Origin of the sequence: Micromonospora sp. NPDC049051 (assembly GCF_043197575.1) — a bacterium.
In the GTDB taxonomy this organism is placed as follows: Bacteria; Actinomycetota; Actinomycetes; order Mycobacteriales; family Micromonosporaceae; genus Micromonospora.
On the sequence record NZ_JBICTL010000005.1, the window covers coordinates 136,088 to 158,054 of the forward strand.

18 protein-coding genes and 1 riboswitch are annotated in these 21,967 nt (G+C 75.5%); of the genes, 6 read left to right on the top strand and 12 right to left on the bottom strand.

Annotation, left to right across the window (positions count from 1 at the left end):
- Positions 1-382 precede the first annotated feature (382 nt).
- Both ACGFIR_RS21780 and ACGFIR_RS21785 read left to right on the top strand, forming a co-directional pair.
- Positions 383-1,858, top strand: a complete 1,476-nt coding sequence (locus ACGFIR_RS21780; RefSeq protein ID WP_393146789.1) for a hypothetical protein — start codon at positions 383-385, stop codon at positions 1,856-1,858.
- A complete protein-coding gene (locus ACGFIR_RS21785) occupies positions 1,855-3,321 on the top strand; it encodes an NADH-ubiquinone oxidoreductase-F iron-sulfur binding region domain-containing protein (protein WP_393146791.1) in 1,467 nt (488 codons plus the stop codon). Before ACGFIR_RS21780 ends, ACGFIR_RS21785 begins: the two co-directional genes overlap by 4 nt.
- Before the next feature lie 26 nt (positions 3,322-3,347).
- On the opposite strand, the gene serS is transcribed toward ACGFIR_RS21785, so the two are convergent.
- The 5 genes from serS to ACGFIR_RS21810 form a co-directional block, all read right to left on the bottom strand.
- Entirely contained in the window at positions 3,348-4,631 is a 1,284-nt protein-coding gene (gene serS, locus ACGFIR_RS21790; protein ID WP_393001749.1) for a serine--tRNA ligase, read from the bottom strand.
- A gap of 171 nt (positions 4,632-4,802) precedes the next feature.
- Positions 4,803-5,897, bottom strand: coding sequence for a MerR family transcriptional regulator (locus ACGFIR_RS21795; protein ID WP_393002881.1), 1,095 nt, complete (start codon positions 5,895-5,897; stop codon positions 4,803-4,805).
- Positions 5,898-5,968: 71 nt separating this feature from the next.
- Positions 5,969-7,150, bottom strand: coding sequence for a saccharopine dehydrogenase family protein (locus ACGFIR_RS21800; RefSeq protein ID WP_393146793.1), 1,182 nt, complete (start codon positions 7,148-7,150; stop codon positions 5,969-5,971).
- Positions 7,151-7,195: 45 nt separating this feature from the next.
- The gene (locus tag ACGFIR_RS21805) at positions 7,196-8,374 is read right to left on the bottom strand and encodes an alcohol dehydrogenase catalytic domain-containing protein (protein ID WP_393001753.1); all 1,179 of its coding nucleotides are present in this window, start codon (positions 8,372-8,374) and stop codon (positions 7,196-7,198) included.
- Positions 8,371-8,802, bottom strand: coding sequence for a hypothetical protein (locus ACGFIR_RS21810; RefSeq protein WP_393001755.1), 432 nt, complete (start codon positions 8,800-8,802; stop codon positions 8,371-8,373). Before ACGFIR_RS21810 ends, ACGFIR_RS21805 begins: the two co-directional genes overlap by 4 nt.
- 131 nt (positions 8,803-8,933) lie before the next feature.
- On the opposite strand from ACGFIR_RS21810, the gene ACGFIR_RS21815 reads away from it, so the two are divergent.
- Positions 8,934-11,681 carry a LuxR C-terminal-related transcriptional regulator gene (locus ACGFIR_RS21815; protein ID WP_393146795.1) on the top strand — a complete coding sequence of 916 codons (2,748 nt, stop codon included), beginning with the start codon at positions 8,934-8,936 and terminating at the stop codon, positions 11,679-11,681.
- A gap of 16 nt (positions 11,682-11,697) precedes the next feature.
- Here the strand turns inward: ACGFIR_RS21815 and ACGFIR_RS21820 are convergent, their stop codons facing one another.
- Together ACGFIR_RS21820 and ACGFIR_RS21825 are read right to left on the bottom strand one after the other, a co-directional pair.
- Positions 11,698-12,264 carry a DsbA family protein gene (locus tag ACGFIR_RS21820; RefSeq protein WP_393146797.1) on the bottom strand — a complete coding sequence of 189 codons (567 nt, stop codon included), beginning with the start codon at positions 12,262-12,264 and terminating at the stop codon, positions 11,698-11,700.
- Positions 12,265-12,357: 93 nt separating this feature from the next.
- Positions 12,358-13,044 carry a BON domain-containing protein gene (locus tag ACGFIR_RS21825; RefSeq protein ID WP_393001761.1) on the bottom strand — a complete coding sequence of 229 codons (687 nt, stop codon included), beginning with the start codon at positions 13,042-13,044 and terminating at the stop codon, positions 12,358-12,360.
- 283 nt (positions 13,045-13,327) lie between these two features.
- Here ACGFIR_RS21825 and ACGFIR_RS21830 point away from each other — a divergent pair, with 283 nt between their 5' ends.
- Both ACGFIR_RS21830 and ACGFIR_RS21835 read left to right on the top strand, forming a co-directional pair.
- The gene (locus tag ACGFIR_RS21830) at positions 13,328-16,060 is read left to right on the top strand and encodes a cellulose binding domain-containing protein (RefSeq protein WP_393146799.1); all 2,733 of its coding nucleotides are present in this window, start codon (positions 13,328-13,330) and stop codon (positions 16,058-16,060) included.
- A 238-nt stretch (positions 16,061-16,298) separates the two neighbouring features.
- A complete protein-coding gene (locus ACGFIR_RS21835) occupies positions 16,299-16,937 on the top strand; it encodes a maleylpyruvate isomerase N-terminal domain-containing protein (RefSeq protein WP_393146802.1) in 639 nt (212 codons plus the stop codon).
- A 220-nt stretch (positions 16,938-17,157) separates the two neighbouring features.
- Here ACGFIR_RS21835 and ACGFIR_RS21840 read toward each other — a convergent pair whose 3' ends face one another.
- The gene (locus ACGFIR_RS21840) at positions 17,158-17,565 is read right to left on the bottom strand and encodes a hypothetical protein (RefSeq protein WP_393001767.1); all 408 of its coding nucleotides are present in this window, start codon (positions 17,563-17,565) and stop codon (positions 17,158-17,160) included.
- A gap of 191 nt (positions 17,566-17,756) precedes the next feature.
- A complete protein-coding gene (locus ACGFIR_RS21845) occupies positions 17,757-17,906 on the bottom strand; it encodes a hypothetical protein (RefSeq protein ID WP_393146804.1) in 150 nt (49 codons plus the stop codon).
- A gap of 328 nt (positions 17,907-18,234) precedes the next feature.
- On the opposite strand from ACGFIR_RS21845, the gene ACGFIR_RS21850 reads away from it, so the two are divergent.
- Positions 18,235-18,597 carry an STAS domain-containing protein gene (locus ACGFIR_RS21850; RefSeq protein WP_393001770.1) on the top strand — a complete coding sequence of 121 codons (363 nt, stop codon included), beginning with the start codon at positions 18,235-18,237 and terminating at the stop codon, positions 18,595-18,597.
- Positions 18,598-18,689: 92 nt separating this feature from the next.
- Here the strand turns inward: ACGFIR_RS21850 and surE are convergent, their stop codons facing one another.
- From surE to ACGFIR_RS21865, 3 genes are all read right to left on the bottom strand, one after another.
- Positions 18,690-19,514, bottom strand: a complete 825-nt coding sequence (surE, locus tag ACGFIR_RS21855; RefSeq protein WP_393146806.1) for a 5'/3'-nucleotidase SurE — start codon at positions 19,512-19,514, stop codon at positions 18,690-18,692.
- A complete protein-coding gene (locus tag ACGFIR_RS21860) occupies positions 19,511-20,488 on the bottom strand; it encodes a 1-phosphofructokinase family hexose kinase (RefSeq protein ID WP_393001774.1) in 978 nt (325 codons plus the stop codon). The genes surE and ACGFIR_RS21860 overlap by 4 nt, the downstream gene beginning before the upstream one ends.
- A gap of 208 nt (positions 20,489-20,696) precedes the next feature.
- Positions 20,697-21,767, bottom strand: coding sequence for a coiled-coil domain-containing protein (locus ACGFIR_RS21865; RefSeq protein WP_393001776.1), 1,071 nt, complete (start codon positions 21,765-21,767; stop codon positions 20,697-20,699).
- A gap of 13 nt (positions 21,768-21,780) precedes the next feature.
- Positions 21,781-21,912, bottom strand: a riboswitch (cyclic di-AMP (ydaO/yuaA leader).
- Positions 21,913-21,967: the final 55 nt, after the last annotated feature.

Below are 21,967 nucleotides of genomic sequence, written 5' to 3' on the forward strand. Positions count from 1 at the left end.
CCGGGCCGCGGCGGCCGGGGGCGCCGTCGCGATGGCGGGAGCGAGCAGGCCGGCGATCGCGCCGAGGGCGACGATCGCCGACAACCGTCGACGTTTCTGCATGGAGGACTCCTGACAGGGGTGGGGGCGGTGGCGAACCGGCGCTGCCGGGATCTTGCAGGAGATGTTGAAAATTTCCGAAAGGTTACAAGCGCGTTGCAAGTGCTGTCAATGCATGGGCATGTGTGAATGCGTTCGCGTCGTCCACGCATCCGTGCGCCGGTCGGTTCGACGCCGGTGCGGGAATTTCCGCGCGGCGGTGATCCGCCCGCCACGTCGGTCCGTACTCGATGGGGAACAGGGCCGGCCGGCGGTGCGCCGCCGCGAGACGATCGAGGAGCAGATGGCCCGGGCACGACGCAACCAGAAGCCGGCCTCCGTCCGGACCACCAGCACCAGCCGGGGGGCCCGCAGCCGGTCCCGACCCGCGGTGGCCCTGCTGACCGTCTCCGCCCTCGCCGCGCTGTGGGCCACCACCATGCTGACCGGCGTCGGCTCGGCGGCGTACGCGTACGGCTTCTTCTTCACCGAGTTCTTCGCCGGGGTCGTCACCCTGGTGGCGTTGAGCCTCACCGTGATGATGGGGCTGCTCGCCACCGACCGGCTGGTGCTGCTGATCCGGCACCGGGTGCTGCTCCAGTCCGCCCACCGGGCCACCGGCATCCTCGGCGTCGCCGGGCTGCTCTTCCACGTACTCACCAAGATCGCCACCGGTCGGGCGGCGGGCACCGACGCGGTGGTCCCCTTCGTCGGCGGGCGGGGCCTCTACGTCGGCCTCGGCACCGTGGCCGCGCTGTTGATGGTGAGCGTGCTCTGGACCGGCGTCGTCCGGGCGCGCTTCGCCGGGGTCGGTCCGAAGTGGCTCTGGCGTACGTTGCACTCCGCCGCGTACCTGTCCTGGCCGTTCGCCATCGTGCACGGGCTCAACGCCGGGCGGCCCGCGCAGCCCTGGGTGGTGCTGAGCTACCTCGCCTGCGTGCTGCTGGTCGTGCTGGCGCTGCTGGTCCGCCTCTCCGTCAGCCTCGGCCGGCGCAGCCGGGAGCAGCACCAGGCCGCCGCGATGAACCGGGCCCTGGCCGGGCGGCCGGCGCAGGACGCTGCGGGCCGGTCGCTGCTGCGGGGCCTGACCCGACGCGTCGGCCGGGTGGCGGGGACCGACGGGCGCGGGGACGCGTGGGCGGGCACCACGGTCGCCGGCACCTGGCCCGCCCCCGCCGCGCGGCGGCGCGACCCGGAGCGGTTCACCGTGCCGGCCGTGCCCGAACCCGGCACGCTCCGCGAACCGGCCCGCCCGCGCCGCCGGAGTGGGGAGGAACTCACCCCGACCGGCCGCCGCCGTGCGGCGGAACCGGAGCCGACCGGCAGCCGCCGGGGCGAGGCGGAACTCGTCCCGACCGGCCGGCGCAGCCGCGTCGAGGAGCCCGCCCGCCGGGGCCGGGCCGAGCGCGACGGGCAGCGCGGGCACCCCGCGCCGCCCCGCCGCCGCGAGGAGGCCGAGGAGCCGTGGGACAGCCCCCGGCGCTGGGAGCGGACCGACCCGGTCTCCGCCGGGCCGGTGTCCGCCAATCCGGTGTCCGCCGGTGGGCGGCACAGCGCCGAGGACGACCGCGACCTCGAACCGGACTACTGGCGGCCCCCGGTCAGGTACGTCCCCGAGGACGTTCCGCTGCCGGCCGACGACACCCCGACCCTCGTCGACCTCGCGTCGCGGCGGGCGCGCCGGGCCGCCGGCGAGAGCCGGTCGACCCGCCGCCGCCGGGCCAACGCCGACGCCGTCGACGGGGCGTACTGGGCCGGGCTGCGAGGGGAGGCGAGGTGACGCGGACGACCGTGCCGCCGGTGGCCTGCGTCGGCGAGCCCCGACTGACCGCCGGCTTCGCCGAGTTCGGGCGGCTCGACCTGCTCGCCCACGAGGAGGTGCACGGGCCGATCGGGCCGATGGAACCGGCCACCCTGCTCCGGCTCGCCGAGGGCGTCCAACTCAGGGGCAAGGGCGGTGCGGGCTTCCCGTTCGCGAAGAAGCTCCGCGCGGTGCTGGAGTCCTGCGAGCGGCGGGACCTCCCGGCGGTGGTGGTGGTCAACGCCACCGAGGGGGAGCCGGCGAGCTGGAAGGACAAGGTACTGCTCACCCGCGCCCCGCATCTGATCCTCGACGGCGCCGCGCTCGCCGCGTACGCGCTGGAGGCCGAGGAGATCGTCGTCGGGGTGGCCGACGACGAGGTGGGCCGCAACTCCGTGACCGAGGCGCTGGAGGAGCGCCGGATGCCCGTGCCCACCAGCATCGTCACCGTGCCGCACCGGTTCATCTCCGGCGAGGGCGGCGCACTGGTCAACGGCATCAACGGGCTGCCGCACATCCCGCCGGGCACCAAGCGGCGCTCCAGCGACTCCGGCGTCGGCGGGCTGCCCACCCTGCTCTCCAACGCCGAGACGTACGCCCAGCTCGCGGTCGCCGCCCGCCTCGGCCCGTACGAGTACGCGGCGCTCGGCACCGACGACGAGCCCGGCACCGTGCTGCTCACCGTCACCGGCGCGGCCGGGCGCCCCGCCGTGGTGGAGTGCGCGGCCGGCACCGGGCTGCGGGAGATCCTCGACCTGTGCGAGGTGCCGGACGGGCCGGGTGTCCTGACGGGCGGCTACCACGGCCGGTGGATCACCCGGGAGGCCGCCGACCGGGCGGAGATCTCCCGCAAGGGGCTGGCTGCCGTGGGCGGCACCCTCGGCGCGGGCATCCTCGTTCCGCTGGGCGCGGACACCTGCCCGCTCGGCGAGGCCGCGCAGGTGGTGCGCTACCTGGCCGGCGAGTCCGCCGGGCAGTGCGGCCCGTGCCGGATGGGCCTGCCCGACCTGGCCCGCGCCGTCGACCTGGCGGTGGCCGGCAGCGCCCCGGTGGAGGTGGTCCGGGCCGCCGCCGGCGACGTGAAGGGCCGCGGGGCGTGCAGCCACCCCGACGGTACGTCCCGGTTCGCGCTCTCCGCGATGGAGGTCTTCGCCGAGGACCTGCGGCTGCACACCACCGGCGAGGGCTGCGGCCGGCGGGTCAGGGCGGTCATGGGCCTGCCCGGCGCGCCCGACGCGAACCCGCAGCGGCTCACGCTCGACTGGTCCCGCTGCGACGGGCACGGGTTGTGCGCGCACGTCGTACCGGACTTCATCCGGCTCGACGGCAACGGCTACCCCGCCTTCCCGCCCACCCCCGTGCCGACCTGGCTGCGCGAGGGCGCGCGCAAGGCGGTCAAGGTCTGCCCCGAACTCGCGCTGCGCCTCACCCCCGCCCCCTGAGGGGAGGCGGGGGTGAGGCCCGCGGGTCAGCGGGGGGTCAGCCGGTCGGTGCCCAGGCGGGCCTGGAGGACCTCGGGCACCAGCACCGAGCCGTCGGGCTGCTGGAACTGCTCCAGGATGGCGGGGAAGAGGCGGCTGGTGGCCAGCGCCGAGCCGTTGAGCGTGTGCACGAACCGGGTCTGCTTGCCGCCCGGCTCGCGGTAGCGGATGGCCGCCCGGCGCGCCTGGTAGTCGCCGGCCCAGGAGACCGACGACACCTCCTTGTACTTGCCCGTGCTCGGCATCCACACCTCGATGTCGAGGGTCTTGCGCATCGACGCGCTGGCGTCACCGGCCGACAGCAGGGAGCGCTGGTAGTGCAGGCCCAGCTTCTCGACCAGGCTCTCCGCGTGCAGGAGCATCTCCTCCAGCGCGGCGTCGGCCTGCTCCGGCAGGCAGAACTGGAAGATCTCCACCTTGTTGAACTGGTGCCCCCGCACGGTGCCCCGCTCGTCCGAGTGCGACCCGGCCGCCTCGCGCCGGTAGCAGGGGGTGTACGCGAACGCCTTCAGCGGCAGCTTCGCCGTCTCCAGGATCTCGTCCTGGTAGGCCCCGAGGATCGCCGTCTCCGACGTGGGCAGCAGGAACTGCCCGCGCGGGGCGGACTCCCGGTCCAGGTGGTAGACGTCGTCGTAGAACTTCGGGAACTGTCCGGCGGCGAAGCCTGCGGTGTCCAGCAGCAGGTGCGGCGGGAGCAGGAACTCGTAGCCGGCGCTGACGTGCTCGTCGACGAAGAAGTTCAGCAGCGCCCACTCCAGCCGGGCGCCCATGCCCGTGTACATCCAGAAACCGGAGCCGCCGAGCTTGACCCCGCGCTCGTGGTCGACCAGGCCCAGCATCCGGCTCAGCTCGATGTGGTCGCGGACCTTCTCGATCGCCGGGGGCTCGCCGAAGGTCCGGACGACCCGGTTGGCCTCCTTGCCGCCCGGCACCACGTCGTCGGCGGGCAGGTTGGGCAGTTCGCTCATCACGGTGCGCAGCCGCGCCTGCACCTCGTCCAGCTCGGACTCCAGCTCGGCGAGCTGCTTGCGGCCCGCCTCCGGCGCGGAGACCTCCGGCTCGGTGCCGGCGCGCTTCGCCGCCGCGTACGCGCGCGCCTCGGCCTTGCGGCGCTGCCGCTCGCCGTCGATGCCACTGATCAGGGCACGACGTTCCTGGTCGAGCCGCTGGATCTCGTCCAGGGCCCGGGTGACCTCGGCGGGATCCAGTCGCTTCGCCAGCGCGGTCGCCACCGCCTCGCGATCCTTCCGGATCAACTCCATGTCGAGCATGCTGCTCCGTACGCCTCCGTCCGGACGTCTGGTGGACCCACCGATGCTACCGTCGCGCCCCGGTCCCGCCCCGGCCCGGTCTCGACAACCTCCGCCGGGGCGTGCACCGGGCGTCCCGGCTTCCGCCGGGTGGTGGTCCGTGGTCGTCCCGGCTCCCGCCGGGTGCCGTGGTCAGAGCCGGATGGGCATCAGGACGGAGAACGCGTCGACGTCGTCCGGCCGGCGTACCGCCAGCGGGGCGATCGGGCCGTCCAGCTCCAGCAGCAACTGGCCCCGGCCGGCCGCGTCGAGGGCCTGGAGCAGGTAGCCGCCGTTGACCCCGACCCGGAACGCGTCCCGCTCCCCGGCCAGCTCGTCCGCCCCGAGCAGCCGTACGCCGCCGCGGCCGTCCGGGCCGAGCACGGTCACCGCGAGCGGGACACCGTCGTGCCGACGGGTGACGACCGGCGCGTCGGCGCTGGTCAGGGCCGCCCGCAGGGCGTCGGCGTCGACCGTCAGCCGGTGCGCCGGCCCGTCGTCGGCCGCCGAGCGGAGCAGGCGACGGTGGTCCGGGAAGTCGTACGGCAGGGCGGCGGTGTCGACCGTACGGCCGGCGGCGGCGACCGAGATCGTGCCGGCGGCCACCGTCAGCACCGCCCCGGTGTCGCCTCCCGCTCCGGTGCGGCCCCCCGCCTCGGTGCCCAGCAGGGCCCGCACCTCGTCGACGAAGGCGACCGGGGCGAGCACGCGCACCGCCGGCCCGTCGATCCGGGCCGCGGCCCGCGCCACCGCCAACCGGTGCCGGTCGGTCGCCACCAGCCGTACGCCGTCGGTGTCGGACTCGAACAGCACGCCGGACAGCACCGGAAGTTCGGGATCGGTGGCGACGGCGAAGCGGACCGCGTCCACGGCGGCGGCCAGGTCGACGGGGGACAGGACGAGTCGGGTGGTCATCGGGTGCTCCTCGGGATCGATCAGCGTACGGATCCGGGAGAGCTCGCGGCGGGCGTCGGCGAGACCGTCCTCCAGCCGGCGCAGGTGCGCGTCCAGCATCCGGTGGACCTGCGCCGGCTCGGACCGCAACGCGGCGGCGATCTCGGCGACCGGCATGCCGACCCGGCGCAGCCCGGCCACCAGGCGGGCGGGCGTCACCTGGTCGCCCGTGTACCAGCGGTAGCCGGTGACCGGGTCGACCAGGGCCGGGGCCAGCACCCCGGCCGAGTCGTAGAACCGCAGGGCGCTGACGGTCAGGCCGCTGGCCCGGGCCAGCTCGCCGATGCTGCGCAGGTCGCTCTCCACGGCGCTGATCCTGTCGTCTCGACCTGGTCGAGGGTCAACCCGCCGACCCCGGCTCCCGCTCAGCTCGGGGTGTCCAGCACGCGGAAGGTCATTCCGGCGCGCACCAGCCGGTCCAGCAGCGCGTCGCCCATCGCCGTCACCGGGGTGACCTGACCCGCCGTGCCGGGCAGCTCGTCGCCGGCCAGGCAGAGCGCCGACTCGGCGAGCATCTTCGCCGTCTCGTCGTAGCCGGGGTCGCCGCCGGCCACCTCCGTCAGCACCCGCCGCCCGCCGCCCGTGCCGACGAACCGGACCCGGAACCAGGACCTCGCCCGCTGCTGCGGCGTCGGCCCCTGCCCGGAGGCGAGCCGGCCGAGCAGCCAGCGCCGCGTCGGCGGCAGCTTCACCAGGGCCACCAGCGCGCCCAGCCCGGCCCCGGCGGCCAGCACCGTGGGCAGCCGCTTGACGGCCGCGAAGTGCCGGTAGCGGAAGTCCGGCCCGTACTCCGGGCGGGCGGCGGCCGAGCGGCGGACCACCTGCGGGTCGATGGTCGGCAGCGGCACCGCCCACATGCCCAGCTCCGTCGAGCGGGCCACCCGGCCGGGCACCGCCCGCACCCGCCGCCCCGGCGGTCGCGGCTCGACCTGCCGCCGCTCGCGGGCCGCCCGGGACGCCTCGGCGGTACGGGAAAAGGCCGTGAGCGCCGAGTGGTACGTGCCGGCGGAGAACCTCCCACCTGCGCGTACGAAGCCGTCGACGGCGATCGGCACGTCGTCCGGGAGGTGTTTGAGCGTGAACCAGACGCCCAGGTCGTGCGGGATCGAGTCGAACCCGCAGGCGTGCACCAGCCGTGCCCCCGTGCGCTCCGCCTCGGCGTGGTGGCGCACGTACATCAGGTCCACGAACTCGGGTTCGCCGGTGATGTCCAGGTAGTCGGTGCCGGCGCGGGCGCAGGCGGCGACCAGCGGCTCCCCGTGGTGCACGTACGGGCCGACGGTGGTGGCCACCACCCGGGCGCTCTCGGCCACCGCCCGCAGCGACCCCGCGTCGGTGACGTCGGCGGTGAGCAGGGGCAGCCCGGCCAGCTCCGGGTCGATCGCGGCCAGCCGGTCCCGTACGCCGGCCAGCTTGCCGGGGTTGCGTCCCGCGAGCGCCCAGCGCAGCCCCGGCGGGGCGGTGCGGGCCAGGTACTCGGCGGTCAGCCCGCCGGTGAAGCCGGTGGCCCCGAACAGGACGACGTCGTACGTCCGCTGCTCACGCATCCGCCGAGTCTGCCACCCGGCGCGGCGCGACGCAGCGCTCACGCCTCACCCGACGGAGGCCGGGAGATCGGGGCTGAGTACGGCGCGGACGCAGCCGTCGGCCCGGTCCCGGAACAGCGCGTACCCCTGCGCGCCCCGCTCCAGCGGCAGCCGGTGGGTCGCCAGGTGCTCGGTACGCAGCTCGTCGCGGGCCATCCGCTCCAGCAGCATCGGGATGTAGCGCTGCCCGTGCTGCCGGGCGCCCCGCACCGTCAGCCCCTTCTGGGTCACCGCCCCGAGCGGGAACGAGTCGACGAAACCGGTGAACTCGCCGAGCAGGAAGACCGAGCCGCCCTTGCGGCAGGCGTGCAGCGCCTCGCGGACCGCCGCCGGCCGCTCCGCGCCGCCGGTGAACCGGTCGGCCAGCGCCCGGAGACCGTGCCCGTTCCAGGCCGCCCCGACCGCCTCGACGCACACGTCCGGGCCCCGCCCGCCGGTGCGCTCGCGCAGCTCGGCGGTGACGTCGACGACGCGGGGATCGATGGTCTCCGCGCCGGCGTGCCGCTCGGCCATCCGCAGCCGCTCGTGCTCGGCGTCGACGACGACGACCCGTTCCGCGCCGAGCAGCCGCGCGGCCCGCGCCGCGAGCTGCCCGACCGCGCCCGCGCCCCAGACCGCCACAACGTCGCCGGGGCGCACCTGGCCCAGGTCGGCGCCCATCCAACCGGCCGGCGCGGCGTCCGAGGCGAACAGGGCGCGGTCGTCGCTGACCGGCTCCGGCACGGTGAACGCGCCGACGTCCGCGTACGGCACCCGGACGTACTCGGCGTGGCTGCCGGCGAAGCCGCCCAGCGCCCGGGGCTGGCCGAAGGCGCCCCCGGTGGGGTGTCCCCAGGCCGCCTCGGCGACGGCCGGGTCGGCGCTGCCGTTGTCGCAGCAGGAGGGCAGGTCGCGGCGGCAGTACCAGCAGCTGCCGCAGGCCACCGACGAGCAGACCACCACCCGGTCGCCGACCCGGTGCCGGCGTACCTCCGGCCCGACCTCGACCACCTCGCCGAGGAACTCGTGCCCGAGCACGTCGCCGACGGCGAGGTAGGGCACCCGCCCGGCCAGCAGCGGCAGGTCCCCGCCGCAGGTGGCGCTCTGCCGGACCCGGACGATGACGTCGTGGCCGTTGCGCAGCTCCGGGTCGGGCACCTGGCGTACCGCCAGCTCGCCCGCGCCCACCCAGCACAGCGCCCTCATCGCGGCGGCCCCGCCGGACGCTCGGCGGACCAGCGGTCCGCGCGCAGCACCTCGCCGGTCTCGGCGAGCTGCTTGACCTCCCGCAGCACCCGGCGGACCAGCAGGCCGGGGTCGTCGCCGACCAGGTGGGCGGCGAGCCCGGGGGGCACCGCGCCGGGCACCGGCCGGGCGGCCAGCTCCGTGCCCCGGCAGCCGGGGGCCGGCCGCAGCTCGACCTGCACCGCACGGCCGAGCCGGCGCAGGGGCTCCGGCCACCGGCCGCCGGGCAGCACCTCGCCGGGGGCGCGGTCGACGGTCACCACCTGCCAGCGCGCGGGCCGGGGACCCGAGCCGGCCCCGCGCGTCGGCCCGCGCCGCCGTACGGCCAGCGCCCGGCCCGCCGCCGCGAGGGCGAGCGCCACGCCGGCCGTGCCTGCCAGCCGTCCCATCCGTCCCCGCCCGTCCACCTCGGCCCGCCTCCCGTCCCCTCGACGCCGGGCGCGCGGCGCTGCGCGCGGCCGGTCGCCCGCGTACGGCCAGCCTCACCCCGGACGGGGTGAAGCCGGGTCCCCCCGAAGGGGTGAACGGGCCCGCGCCGGGTAACCGCCGCGCGCGGGACCTGGGGACGCATCGGTGGAGGGCGGGCCGGATGCCGGAGCACGTACGGGACACGGGGGTCGTCGCGGTCGCGGGCGGGTCGGCCGGCGCGCCGCTGCTGGCGTCGCGGCTGTGTCCCGCGCCGCCGCCGGAGCCGCTGGTACTGCGGCCCCGGCTGCTGCGGGTGCTGGACGAGGGGACCGCCGGGCCGGTCACCCTGCTCCGCGCCCCGGCGGGGTGGGGCAAGACGACGCTGCTCGCCTCCTGGTTCCCGGACGCCGACGCGGCCTGGGTCTCCGTGGAGGTCGACGACGACGGGGACCGGCTCTGGTCCTACCTCGCGGCGGCGCTACGCACGACCGTGGACCCCGCCGACGACGTGCCCGTGCCCGACCGGCCACCCGGCCCGGACCAGTTGGAGGTGCTGGCCGCGGCCCTCGCCGCCCGGGAACGGCCGGTGCTGCTGGTCCTCGACGACCTGCACCGGATCACCGACCCGGCGGCGCTGACCGGACTGGAGTTCCTGCTCCGCCACGCCGATCAGCGCCTGCGGCTGGTGGTCAGCGCCCGCGCCGGGCTGCCGCTGGCCGTGCACCGGCTGCGGCTGGCCGGGGAGCTGACCGAGGTCGGCCCCGACGAGCTGGCCTTCAGCGCCGACGAGGTGGCGGACCTGCTGACCGCGCACGGGGTCGCCCTGCCGGTGGCGGGCGTACGCCGGCTGTGGGAACGCGCCGGCGGCTGGCCGGCGGCCCTCCGCTTCGCCGCGCTGGCGCTGCGGGGACAGCCGGACCCGGCCCGCTGGGTCGAACAGTTCGGCGGCGACCAGCCGGACGTGGCCGGCTACCTGCGCGAGGAGGTGCTCGCCGGGCTCGATCCGGACGCGCGGGACGTGCTGCGCCGCTCCGCCGTCGCCGACGTGGTCTGCGCCGGGCTCGTCGACGCGCTGACCGGCCGGACCGACGCCGAGCAGGCGCTGGCCGGCCTCGCCGACGACGGCGGGCTGCTGCGCCGCGACGACAGCCGCCCGCCCTGGTACCGGTGCCCTCCGCCGCTGGCCGACCTGCTGCACGCCGAGCTGGGCCGGCTGCCGGCCGACGAGCTGCGTGACCTGCACCTGCGCGCGGCCGGTTGGTACGCCGACAACGGCCGGCCCGGCGAGGGGCTGCGGCACGCGCTCGCGGGCGGCGACCACGAGCGGGCCGTCGCGATCCTCGTGTCCCGCTGGCCGGAGCTGGTCCCGTACGACCGGGAGACGCCCGCCGGCCGGGCACCCGTACCCCCGCCGCCGGAGGCCGTGCGCCGCGATCCGGAACTCGGGCTGGCCTGCGCCGCCGAGCGGGCCCAGGCCGGGGACCCCACCGCCGCCGCCGAGCACCTGCGCGGCGCCGTCGAGGCCGCCCGGGCGCTGCCCACGCCGCGCCGGGACCGCTTCCGGCAGCTGGCCACCGCCCTGGAGCTCACCCTGGCCCGGCTGGCCGGCGACCCCGAGGCGGTACGCGCCGCCGCGGCCCGGCTGCTCGCCGCGCAGGCGCCGGCCGAACCGCCGGGCGTCGTCGCCGGACACGCAGACGTACGGGCCGTGGCCGGCACGGCGCTGGGCCTGGCCGACCTGGCGGACGGGGACCTCCACGCCGCCGGCCTCGCCTTCGCCGGCTCGCTGTCGGCCGCCCGGACTGCCGGACGACCGCGTACGGAGCTGGTCTGCGCCAGCCGGGCGGCCCTGCTGCACGCCGTGCGGGGCGAACTGCGCGCGGCCGACGCCCTCGCCCGCGAGGCCCTCGCCATGCCGCCCTGCCAGGGCTGGTCCTGCCGGGCGGACTGCGCCCACGCTTACCTGGCGCTGGCCCTGGTCGCGCTGCACCGGGACCAGCCCGGGGAGGCGGAGGCGAATCTGGTGCTGGCGGCCCCGGCCACCGGCGAACCCGTGGTGGGGGCGGTGGCGGCGTGGTGCCGGGCGTACCTGCTGCGCGACGCCGGTGACCTGCCCGAGGGGCACCGGGTGCTGGTACAGGCGAGGGAGCGGCTGACCGGCCTGCCCCGGGCGGGCGAGCTGGCACTCTGGCTGCTGGCCGCCGAGGCCGACGTGCGGGGGACACGGGGCGACCTGAGCGCCGCCCGGGACCGCCTCGTGCGGGCACCCGACGCAGCCACTCCGCCGCTGGCCGTCGCGCTCGCCCGGGTGGAGCTGCGCGCCGGGGACCCACGCGCCGCCGGGTACGCGCTGCCCGACTGGGAGTCGCCGGAGGCGGCCGGCTGGGCGCTGCCCGTACGGCTGGACGCCGCCGTGCTGGACGCGGTGCTCGCGCGGCACGCCGGCGACGAGCGGCGGGCCGGACGGGTGCTGGAACGCGCCCTCGACCTGGCCGCGCCGGAGGGCTTCCGGCGGCCGTTCACCCGGGCCGAGCCGGGGATCCGTGACCTGCTCGCCGCGCACCTGGACACGGGCACGGCACACTGGCCGACGGTCAGCGACCTGGTCCGGGGGGCCGGGCCGCCGGCCGAGCGGGTCCCGGCGGAGCGGGTCACGGCGGCCCTGGACGAGCCGCTGACCGAACGGGAGCTGACCATCCTGCGCTACCTGCAGAGCATCCTGTCCAACGTGGAGATCGCGGCCGAGCTGTCCCTGTCGGTGAACACGGTCAAGACCCACGTGCGCAACATCTACCGCAAGCTCGACGCCACCCGTCGCCGCGAGGCCGTCCGCCGAGCCCGCGACCTCCACCTGCTCTGACCGGAGGGCGGATGGGTCAGGGGGTGGCGGTGTCTACTGCGGTCAGGAGGTCGGCCAGGTCGTAGTTGCCGTCGTGGCGGGCGCCGTTGACGAAGAGGGTCGGGCTGGCGTGGACGCCGCTGCGGATGCCGCCCACGAAGTCCCGCCGCACCCGGTCGCCGTACGCCTGGCGCTCCACCTCGGCCGCGACCTCGGCGGCGGGCAGGCCGACCTGCTCCACGCCGAGTGACAGGTGCACCGGGTCGAGCTGGTCCTGGTGTTCGTAGAGCCAGTCGTGCAGGGCCCAGAACTGCCCGCGCCGGCCGGCGGCCTCGGCCGCCTCGGCGGCCTGCTCGGCGTACGGGTGCATGTTCGTGATCGGGAAGTGCCGGTAGACCAGGCGTACGGTGTCGGCCCGCTGCCGCAGCAGTTCCCGCAGGCTCGCGTACGCGGCTCCGCAGTAGCGGCACTGGAAGTCGGCGTACTCGACGATCGTCACCGGCGCGTCCACCGACCCGCGGACGTGGTCGTCCCCGGTCACCGGGGTCCGCAGGCGGGCGGTGACCTGGAGCGGAGTGGTCGTCGGGCTGGTCACCTCAGTCATGTCGCCCAGCCTGCCGGGCGGCGGGGTGAGGGCGGCTCACCCCGCCCGGGTGGCTCGCTGCCCGGCTCCGCGCCCGGCGGGTGCCGGCGTGGTTCAGCCCAGCACCGGGGCGACCGCGATGTGGTTCTGCACCTCACGGATCCCCGGCGCGCACCACGCCGTCCGTTCCACCTCGGCCCGCTCCGGCATCGAGTGGACCAGCCCGCCGAGCAGCACCGTGTCGCCGTGCACCCGGACGGTGATCTTCTCCGCCGGGGTGGCCCGGTTGCGCGCCAGCGCGTCGACGATCCGCTCCGCCAGGGCGTGCCCGTCGGGCCGGACGTCGGGACGCACGACGATGCCGTTGCTGACCCCGCGTACGCCGGTCAGCCGGGACACGGCGCGTTCGGCGGCGCGGCGCTGGTACTCCCAGTCCACGTCGCCGTGCAGCGTGACCCAGCCCTGCGAGACGGTCACGTCGAGCCGCTCCAGGGGTACGAACGCGTCCCACTCGAGCGAGTGCCCGGCCGCGGCGGCGATGTCCGGGTCGGTGCGTTCCGCGCCGGTGCCGAGGCGTACGGCCAGGTCGTTGGCGACCGCCCGGACGCGCGCCACCCGGTGCGCCGCCCGCTCGGCCGCCCACTTCTTGGCGTAGCTGTCGACGCGGCCGGTGAGGGTGACCACGCCCTCGGCGACGGTCACGCCGATCTCGTGGGGTCGTACCCGGGGTTCCCAGGCCAGTTCGTCGAGCACGGCCGACTGGATCTCCTGGTCGGTACGGCTGATCGTCTCGATGGCCATCTGTCACTCCTCACCCGACGGTCCGGTCGGTATGTGCGCTTCCGCAGGGACCGAGCGTTTCGCGGGGGCGGGTGACGGGCCTTCACCCGGCCCGGGTGATCTCTGGGAGCGCTTCCATGCGGGTGGTGGATTCGGCTAGGGTAAGCGCGTTCCTCGGGTGCGGGAGCCATCGCGCCGATCACCGGAGCCAGGGCAGCTCCGGCGCGATCGCGCGTGTCCCCGTCGCCGGCCGGCCGCCCCCACGACCGCCCGGCGTCCTCCGAACACCCGGAAGGAACCGCAGATGCGGAGAAGTTACGTCGGCGCGGTCGTGTCCGCGCTGGTCGTCGCCGCGACCGTCGTGGCGGCACCGTTCACCGCGGCCGGCGCGCCCACCGCCGCCGCCGAGGCGTACACCTGGAAGAACGTCCGGATCGACGGCGGCGGCTTCGTCCCCGGCATCGTCTTCAACCCCACCGAGAAGAACCTGATCTACGCCCGCACGGACATCGGCGGCATGTACCGGTGGGAGCAGGCCAGCCAGTCCTGGACGCCGCTGCTGGACTGGGTCGGCGCCGACAAGTGGGGCTGGAACGGCGTCGTCAGCGTCGCCACGGACCCCGTGCAGACCAACCGGGTGTACGCGGCCGTCGGGATGTACACCAACGACTGGGACCCGAACAACGGCGCGATCCTGCGCTCGGCCGACAAGGGCGCCACCTGGCAGGTCACCGAGCTGCCGTTCAAGAACGGCGGGAACATGCCCGGCCGGGGCATGGGCGAGCGGCTCGCCGTCGACCCCAACCGCAACAGCGTCCTGTACTACGGCGCCGAGGGCGGCAACGGCCTGTGGCGCAGCACCGACTTCGGGGCGACCTGGGCCAAGGTGGCGAACTTCCCCAACGTCGGCAACTACCGGGCCGACCCGAGCGACCCGAACGGCTACAACGGCCAGAACCAGGGCCTGACCTGGGTCAGCTTCGACAAGAGCACCGGTACGCCCGGCACCGCCACGCAGACGGTCTACGTCGGCGTGGCCGACAAGGAGAACCCGGTCTACCGCAGCACGAACGGCGGGGCCAGCTGGGAGCGGATCGCCGGGCAGCCGACCGGCTACCTCGCCCACAAGGGCGTCGTCGACCCGGTGGGCGGCTTCCTCTACATCGCCACCAGCGACACCGGCGGCCCGTACGACGGCGGCAAGGGCGACGTCTGGAAGTTCAGCCGCGCCACCGGCGCGTGGACGCGGATCAGCCCGATCCCGTCCACCAGCACCGACGCGTACTTCGGTTACAGCGGCCTGACCATCGACCGGCAGAAGCCGAACACGCTGATGGTGGCGACGCAGATCTCGTGGTGGCCGGACGCGATCTTCTGGCGCAGCACCGACGGGGGAGCGACCTGGACCCGGATCTGGGAGTTCACCAGCTATCCCAACAGGTCCAAGCGCTACACCATGGACGTCAGCTCGGTGCCGTGGCTGACCTTCGGCAGCAACCCGGCGCCGCCGGAGGAGACCCCGAAGCTCGGCTGGATGAACGAGTCGGTCGAGATCGACCCGCACGACAGCAACCGCTTCATGTACGGCACCGGCGCCACCATCTACGGCAGCACCGACCTCACCACGTGGGACACCGGCGGCCAGTTCACGATCAAGCCCATGGTCAGGGGCCTGGAGGAGACCGCGGTGCTCGACCTGGTCAGCCCGCCCTCCGGGGCGCCGCTGGTCAGCGCGCTCGGCGACATCGGCGGCTTCCGGCACACCGACCTGGACGCCGTACCGCCGATGATGTTCACCCAGCCGACCTTCACCAGCACCACCAGCCTCGACTACGCCGAGACGAAGCCGGCCGTGATGGTGCGGGCCGGCAACTTCACCGACGCCGACCGGCCGAACGACAGCCACGTCGCGTTCTCCACCGACGGCGGGGCCAACTGGTTCCAGGGCACCGAGCCGTCCGGCGTCGACAGCGGCGGCACGGTCGCCGCGTCGGCCGACGGCAGCCGGTTCGTCTGGGCCCCGGGTGACACCGGCCAGCAGGTGGTGTACTCGGTCGGCTTCGGCACCTCGTGGGCCGCGTCGACGGGCGTCCCGGCCAACGCGACCATCGAGTCCGACCGCGTGAACCCGAACAAGTTCTACGCCTTCAGCGGCGGCAGGCTCTACGTCAGCACCAACGGCGGGGCGAGCTTCACGGCCTCGGCCGCCGCCGGCCTGCCCGCCACCGGCAACGTCAGGTTCAAGGCGCTGCCCGGCAGGGAGGGCGAGCTGTGGCTGGCCGGCGAGGGCGGGCTGTGGCGCTCGACCGATTCCGGGGCCACCTTCACGAAGCAGGCCGCGGTGAGCACCGCCGGCAACGTCGGCTTCGGCAAGGCCGCGCCCGGCCGGACGTACCCGGCGCTGTACCTGTTCGGCACCGTCGACGGCCGGCCGGGGGTGCACCGTTCGGACGACACCGGCGCGACCTGGGTACGGATCAACGACGACCAGCACCAGTACGGCAACGCGGGCGAGGCCCTGACCGGTGACCCCCGGGTCTACGGCCGGGTCTACCTCGGCACCAACGGCCGGGGCATCCTGGTGGCCGACCGGCTCGGCGGCACGCCCGATCCGACCCCGACCACCCCGTCGCCGACGACCCCACCCCCGACCACCCCGCCACCGACGACCCCGCCCCCGACGACCCCGCCCCCGACCACGCCGCCACCCCCGACCACGCCACCGCCCGGCAGCGGCTGCACCGCGACCTACCGGGTGACCGGCTCCTGGCAGGGCGGCTTCCAGGGCGAGCTGGTGGTCCGCAACGCGGGCAGCGCCGCGATCGCCGGCTGGACGGTGGGCTGGACCTTCCCCGACGGTCAGCGGATCACCCAGCTCTGGGGCGGCACCCACACCCAGACCGGGGCGAGCGTCTCCGTCCGCGACGCCGGCTGGAACGGTGCCCTCGGCGCGGGCGCCACCGCCACCGCCGGCTTCCTGGCCGGTACGACCGGGGCGAACAACCCGCCGGCCACCGTCACCTGCACCGCCCGCTGACGCCGTCACCCGCTGACTGATGACCGCTCCCGTCCCGCCGACCGCGCATTCCGAGCCCTCGACCGGGGTCCGGGGTGCGCGGTCGCGCGGGGTGGCGGCAACGTCGCCGTGGCGCTGGCGGGCCTGGGCGGGCCGGCCCGGGTGCCACTGCGGGCCGATGATGCGGCACGCGAAGAGGTGGTCGGCGTCCCGGCGGACCATAGGCTCGGGGGATCGCCTGTCGAAGGAGGGATCGGCTGTGGATCCGATCAGGACGGCCTATCTCACCGCCGCCCGCTCGGCGGTGGATCTCCTCGCCGACCCGGCCGTCGCGATCCACTGGGACGAACCGAGCGCGCTGCCCGCGTTCGGGGTGGGCGGACTGGCCGGCCACCTCGCCAGCCAGGTGCTCGGCGTTCCCGCCGTGCTGGCCGCGCCCGTTCCTGCCGGTGACCCCGTGGGCCTGCTCGACCACTACGCCCGCGGCGGCTGGCTCGGCGCCCCGGTCGACGCCATCGTCAACGTCGCCATCCGCCGGGCCGGTGACGGCCTGGCCGCCGACGGCCCGGCCGCGCTGGTCGAGCGGTGCGCGGCCACCCTGCGTGAGCTGTCCGGAGTGCTGCCGGGGGAGCCGTCCGGGCGGGTGGTGCACCTCGCCCGTGGCCCGTGGTCGCTCACCCTGGACGACTTCTTGGCCACCCGGCTGTTGGAACTCGTCGTGCACGCCGACGACCTCGCGGTCAGCGTCGGCGTACCCACCCCGGAGTTGCCGGCCGAGGCGGTGAATCCGGTGTTGACGTTGCTGGCCCGTCTCGCCGTACGCCGACACGGGCAGCCGGCGGTGCTGCGCGCGCTGAGCAGGGCGGAACGGGCGCCGACGAGCGTCGCCGCGCTCTGAGGCCGCCTGCTCCGAGGCGAGGCCGCCTGCTCCGAGGTGAGGCTGCCTGTTCCGAGGCAGGGCCGCCTGCTCCAACGTGAGGCGGCCCCGCTCCGAGGCGCGGCGGGCCGTGGGATGGGCGGCGCCTGCCGCGGAACCCGCCAGAGAGAAAGCGCGGCCCCGGTCGAACCCTTCGCAGGTTCGGCCGGGGCCGCGTTCAGCCGTCAGGTCTGCCGTGCGTTCAGCCGTCGAGGCCGACGGGGGAGTTGGGGCGGTCGACGTCGACGAACTCGATGTCGTCCATCGCCCGGTCGCCCCGGCTGCCGGCGGCCCGCGCGGCGGTGCCGGCGGCCCAGCCGACCGCCGCGCCGACCAGCGCGGCGCCGATCAGCAGCGTCCAGGGCAGCGCGGGCCGGCGGCCGGCCAGCGCGTCGAAGGCCAGGGTGGCGCGGCGACGGGCCTCGTCCGCCGCGGAGCCCACCAGATCGCCGGCCTCGTCGGCGAGACCGGAACCACCCCGGCGGGCCGACCGGGCGGTGTCCCGGACGCTGTCACCGGCGGAGCTGACCGCCGAGACGAGTTGCTGCCACGCCTGGTCCGCGATCCGCTCGGGCTTGCTGCGGCGGTCCAGCAGGTTGCTTCCGAACATGGTGGTTACCTCCTCGGGTGCCGAAGCCGACGGCCACTTCGGACTCCGGCGTCGCAGCGGCGGGTGACGGTTCGCTCGTTACCGCCTGTGCCCCGTGGGGCGGCTACGCAAACCCGGTGCGCCGGCGGGCGCCGCGCTGCGGGCGACGCCGGTCGGCGTACGGGCCGGCGACCGATCTCGCAGGCCCCCCGTCAGCGGAGGGCGACCGCCGCGGTCACGCCCCGGGCGAAGTCGTCGTCGTCATCGTCGTCGTCATCGCCGCCACCTCCGCCGAATCCGCATGCCAGTACGAGGGCCAGCAGCGCGCTGACGCCGGCCAGCGCGGCAAGTCTCCTGAGCATCGAGCGTCCCTCCGGTCACAGTCGTGTCTCCCGAGCCGATGCTAGGCAGGACGGGCAAGACCCGGGGGTGAACCGGAACAGGCCACGCCCGGGACGGCTGTTGGGCGGTGCCGGCCCCAGCCGGCTACCCTGGGGGCTCGGCGCGTCGGTGGAAGCTGACCGTCGGGTGGAAAAAACGTCAATAGTCCGGATATGGGCGTCTTGCTGCGCCCTGATCCGCGAATTGCTCATCCCGAGGGGTGGCGACCGAGGCCGTCGGAGGAATACTCTCGGTCGCGGCCCGCGTACTGATGAGGCGCCCGTCGGACGGGCGAGTGGAGGTGCTCGCGTGAGCCTGTCGATCGTGAAGTCGGTTCTGCCCGGTGGTGTCATCGAGATCGCCCCGCGGGGCGAGATCGACGTCGACACCGCGTACGAGGTGCGCGAGGCGATCGCCGAGGTCCTGACCAAGGGGCGTCCCGCGCGGATCGAGCTGAACATGCGGCTCGTCTCCTTCATCGACTCGGTCGGCATCAGCGCGATGGTCGCCGGTTTCCAGACCGCCGAGGTGAGTGGCGTCAAGCTCGTCGTCACCGAGCCGAGCCGGTTCGTGCACCGGCAGCTCTGGGTGACGGGCCTGCTCGGCCTCTTCGGCGCCCCCGAGCCCTACTACGCCGGCGCGCCCACCCCCGAGGTCCTTCCCGGCGCCTGATCTCCGTCGGCGGCACACCGCCCGCGACGATCTTCCGGAGGGGCACCCCGGCCGGCTCCACCCACCGCTGTCCGTAGCGGGGCGTGCGCTACTCAGGCGTCGCCGAGGCCCGACAGGTCGACGTCCGCCACCTCGGTGACCGCGCGGATCGCCGTCACCGAGGCGTACCCCTCGGCCAGCAGGGCCAGGTCGGTGCCCGGCTGCACGGCCTGTCCCGGCTCCTCCAGGGAGGTGCGGACGAAGCCGTGCCCGGCCTCCGCCACCGTCATCTGCACCTGGCCGAAGCTGGCCAGCGTGCCTCGGCGTACCCCCCGCAGCCGGTTGTGCGGCAGGTCCGGCGCGTTCACGTTGAGCACGCTCTCCACCGGCCCCGCCGTGAGCCGGGGCAGCAGGTCCAGGGCCACCAGGGCGGCCGTCGACCAGTGCCGCTCGGCGTCGCGTACCCGCGCGGCGGCGGCCACCGCGGCGCCCCCGCTGGCGGCCGTGGCGTCCCCGGCCGAGAGCACGTCGAGCGAGACGGCCATCGCCCGGCAGCCGTTCGCGGCGGCGGTGAAGGCGGCGCCCACCGTGCCCGAGTGCAGGACGGCGCGGCCCGCGTTCGCGCCCCGGTTGATGCCGGAGAGCACCACCATCGGCGGCGGCCCGAAGGCGCCGTGCACCGCGATCAGCGCGATGAAGCCGGGGGAGCCGCCGACCGCGAACGCCGGGACCCGGGGCAGTTCCGGCAGCGGGTGCTCGTGGACCACCACGTGCCCGTCGCGCTCCACGGCGGTCATCGCGGCGCTGGTGCCGCTCGCCTCCTCCAGCGGCGCGGCGACGACCACGTCCAGGCCCCGGTCCGCCGCCGCCCGCGCCAGCGCCTGGATGCCGGGCGCGGCGATCCCGTCGTCGTTGGTGACCAGTACGCGCAGCGTCATCGCTCGGCCGCCCGGTGGGCCAGCTCGTCCGGGCTGGTCCGCTCCTGCGGCCGGCTGCCCGCCGGTACGAGGCGCACCCGGTCGACCAGGCCGGTGATCGAGTCGATGCGGCCGGTGCCCAGGCCGTGCCGGGTCACGTTCAGCGCGCCGGCCGCCGCGCCGGTACGGATCGCGGTGCGCACGTCACCGCCGCGTGCCGTCACGGCCGCCACCCCGGCGGTCATCGAGTCGCCCGCCCCGCGCGGGTCGGCCGCCTCCAGCCGGGGCATCTCCACCTCGAACACCTCGCCGTCGACGAGAGCGAGGGCGGGCTTGTCGGCCCGGCTCACCACCACGTTCTCGGCGCCGGCGGCGTGCAGGTCGTAGAGGGCCCGGGTGAGCTGCTCCTCGTCGTCGCCGTCGGCGCGGCCGTCGGCGATCAGCTCCTCGTGGCTGACCTTCAGGAAGAAGACGCCGCTGCTCAGCACGGCGTCGAGGTGCTCGCCGCAGAGGTCGACCACCACCCGGCTGCCGTTGGCCCCGAGGTCGGCGGCGAAACGGCGGTAGAGGTCGGCCGGGACCAGGGACGGCTCGTTCGGCCCGCTCAGTACGCTGACCTCGGCGCGCAGCCCCTCGCCGAGGGCCAGGTTGTAGATCTCGTCCAGCTCGTGCCGGCTGAGCGGCTGGCCGGGCACGTCCACGATCTCCCGCCGGGAGCCCTCGCGCCGGTCGTGCACGTACCCGCCGCTGCCGGAGTCGCGGACCACCACCTTCAGGTCCACCCCCTCGCTGACCAGCAGCGGCTCCAGCACCTGGCCGATCTCGCCACCGAGGGCGGTGCAGAGCACCACGTCGACCCCGAGCGACATCACCATCCGGGCCTGCCAGACGCCCTGCCCGCCGGGGTGCAGGTGCAACTCCGGCGCCTCGCTGGGCTGGTCCACGGTCACCGTCAGCCGGGGCGTGGGCGCGAAGACCATCACGTGCCCGCTCATCCGTCGTACCCGTTCATGCCCCCACCCTCCAGCCGTCGGCACGGTGCGTGGCCGCGCATGAGCTGACGGTAGCGGGAGCGTTGTCCGTGCGGCCGGACTCCGGGCGGCTTCGGCGCGGCGTCGTGGAGGGCCGGACCAGGAGCCGCCGGAGACGACGGGCGCCGGTACGCCCCGGGTGCCGCGACGCGTGGCACCCGGGGCGCGGGCGTCAGTAGACCGACAGGTGTACGTGGTTGGTGTGATCGCTGGACGGGTCGCCGTTGGCTCCGCTGTACGACTTCCACCCGCTGCTCGGCAACCAGATCTGCCGGTACCAGATCACGTAGAGCACGGCGAGGCGGTCGGCGTTGTTCACGAAGTACGCCGCGAGGTTGTTGCCGTACGTCCGGTCGCCGCCCGTGGCGTCGCCGCCGAAGCCGCCCTTCTGCGCCGCGAAGTCGCAGGCCCGGCCCTTGGGGTGCTCCCCGGAGCCGCCGGAGCGGTAGCAGGAGACGTAGCGGGTGAAGCCCGCCGCCTTGGCCTGGTTCAGCGCGTGCAGGGTGCGCGGCGTGATGCAGCCGTTGGCGGGGGTGGGGTCGTTGACGCTGCACGACTCGGACGGCCAGGAGCCGTCGGAGTTGCGCGGCGCCGCCTTCGCCGTCTTGTTCGAGGTGCCGCCCGGCGAGCCGCCTCCGCCCGCGGCCTGCTGCTTCTGGTTGGCGACCGTCAGCGCCCGCTCGGCCTGCTCCTTGCGCTTGGCCATCACGGTGACCTGCTTGCGTTGCTCCCGGATCTCGCCGTCCAGGGCGAGCTTGGTGCGGGTGGCGTCGTCCCGGGTCTGCTGGAGCTCGCGCAGGGCCCGGTCCTCCTTGGCGGCCACCGCGTCGAGGGCGGCGGCGCGGTCCATGAAGCCGTCCGGCGAGCCGCTGTTGAGAAGTGCGGACGCCACGCTGAGCCGGCCGGTGCGGTAGGCGGCCCCCGCGATCTCGCCCACGTTGGCGGTGCGCGCCGCCAGCTCCACCTCGGTGGTCTTGAGCTGCGCGGTCAGCTGCTGCTGCCGCCTGGCCGACGTGTCGAGGGCGCGCTTGGCGTCGAGGTAGCCCTTGCTGGCGGCCTCCAGTTGGGCCCGCAGGGCCGGGGTGCCGCCCTCCTCGTCCTGGCCGGGGGCCGCGGCGAGCAGGCCGGCGCGGGTGGCTGCCGCCGCCGGGGCGGCGGTGACCGGGGCCACGGCGGCGCCGAGGGCGAGCATCGTGGCGATCAGGGCCGCCGTCCGGGCGGCACGTCGTCGTACAGGTGCCATCACTGGCATACACGCGTCCTTCCGTCAGCCGCCGACCGGGTTAGCTGACGGGTTCGGGACGGAAGATCCCTACCGCTGACGCGGATGCACCCCACGAACATGGTTCCCCGGTTCGCCCCGTCGGGCGATTAGGCGGCGGCCACCGCCGGCACCGGTGGGTGCCGCCTGGCGGAGGCCGAAGCCGAGACTACCGGTGCCGG

Coding starts and splice junctions, on each gene's coding strand:
- ACGFIR_RS21830 (WP_393146799.1), top strand. CDS start 13,328: ATGCGGAGAAGTTACGTCGGCGCGGTCGTGTCCGCGCTGGTCGTCGCC.
- ACGFIR_RS21810 (WP_393001755.1), bottom strand. CDS start 8,802: ATGGGACGGCTGGCAGGCACGGCCGGCGTGGCGCTCGCCCTCGCGGCG.
- surE (WP_393146806.1), bottom strand. CDS start 19,514: ATGACGCTGCGCGTACTGGTCACCAACGACGACGGGATCGCCGCGCCC.
- ACGFIR_RS21820 (WP_393146797.1), bottom strand. CDS start 12,264: ATGACTGAGGTGACCAGCCCGACGACCACTCCGCTCCAGGTCACCGCC.
- ACGFIR_RS21860 (WP_393001774.1), bottom strand. CDS start 20,488: ATGAGCGGGCACGTGATGGTCTTCGCGCCCACGCCCCGGCTGACGGTG.
- serS (WP_393001749.1), bottom strand. CDS start 4,631: ATGCTCGACATGGAGTTGATCCGGAAGGATCGCGAGGCGGTGGCGACC.
- ACGFIR_RS21825 (WP_393001761.1), bottom strand. CDS start 13,044: ATGGCCATCGAGACGATCAGCCGTACCGACCAGGAGATCCAGTCGGCC.
- ACGFIR_RS21865 (WP_393001776.1), bottom strand. CDS start 21,767: ATGGCACCTGTACGACGACGTGCCGCCCGGACGGCGGCCCTGATCGCC.
- ACGFIR_RS21805 (WP_393001753.1), bottom strand. CDS start 8,374: ATGAGGGCGCTGTGCTGGGTGGGCGCGGGCGAGCTGGCGGTACGCCAG.
- ACGFIR_RS21845 (WP_393146804.1), bottom strand. CDS start 17,906: ATGCTCAGGAGACTTGCCGCGCTGGCCGGCGTCAGCGCGCTGCTGGCC.
- ACGFIR_RS21780 (WP_393146789.1), top strand. CDS start 383: ATGGCCCGGGCACGACGCAACCAGAAGCCGGCCTCCGTCCGGACCACC.
- ACGFIR_RS21800 (WP_393146793.1), bottom strand. CDS start 7,150: ATGCGTGAGCAGCGGACGTACGACGTCGTCCTGTTCGGGGCCACCGGC.
- ACGFIR_RS21840 (WP_393001767.1), bottom strand. CDS start 17,565: ATGTTCGGAAGCAACCTGCTGGACCGCCGCAGCAAGCCCGAGCGGATC.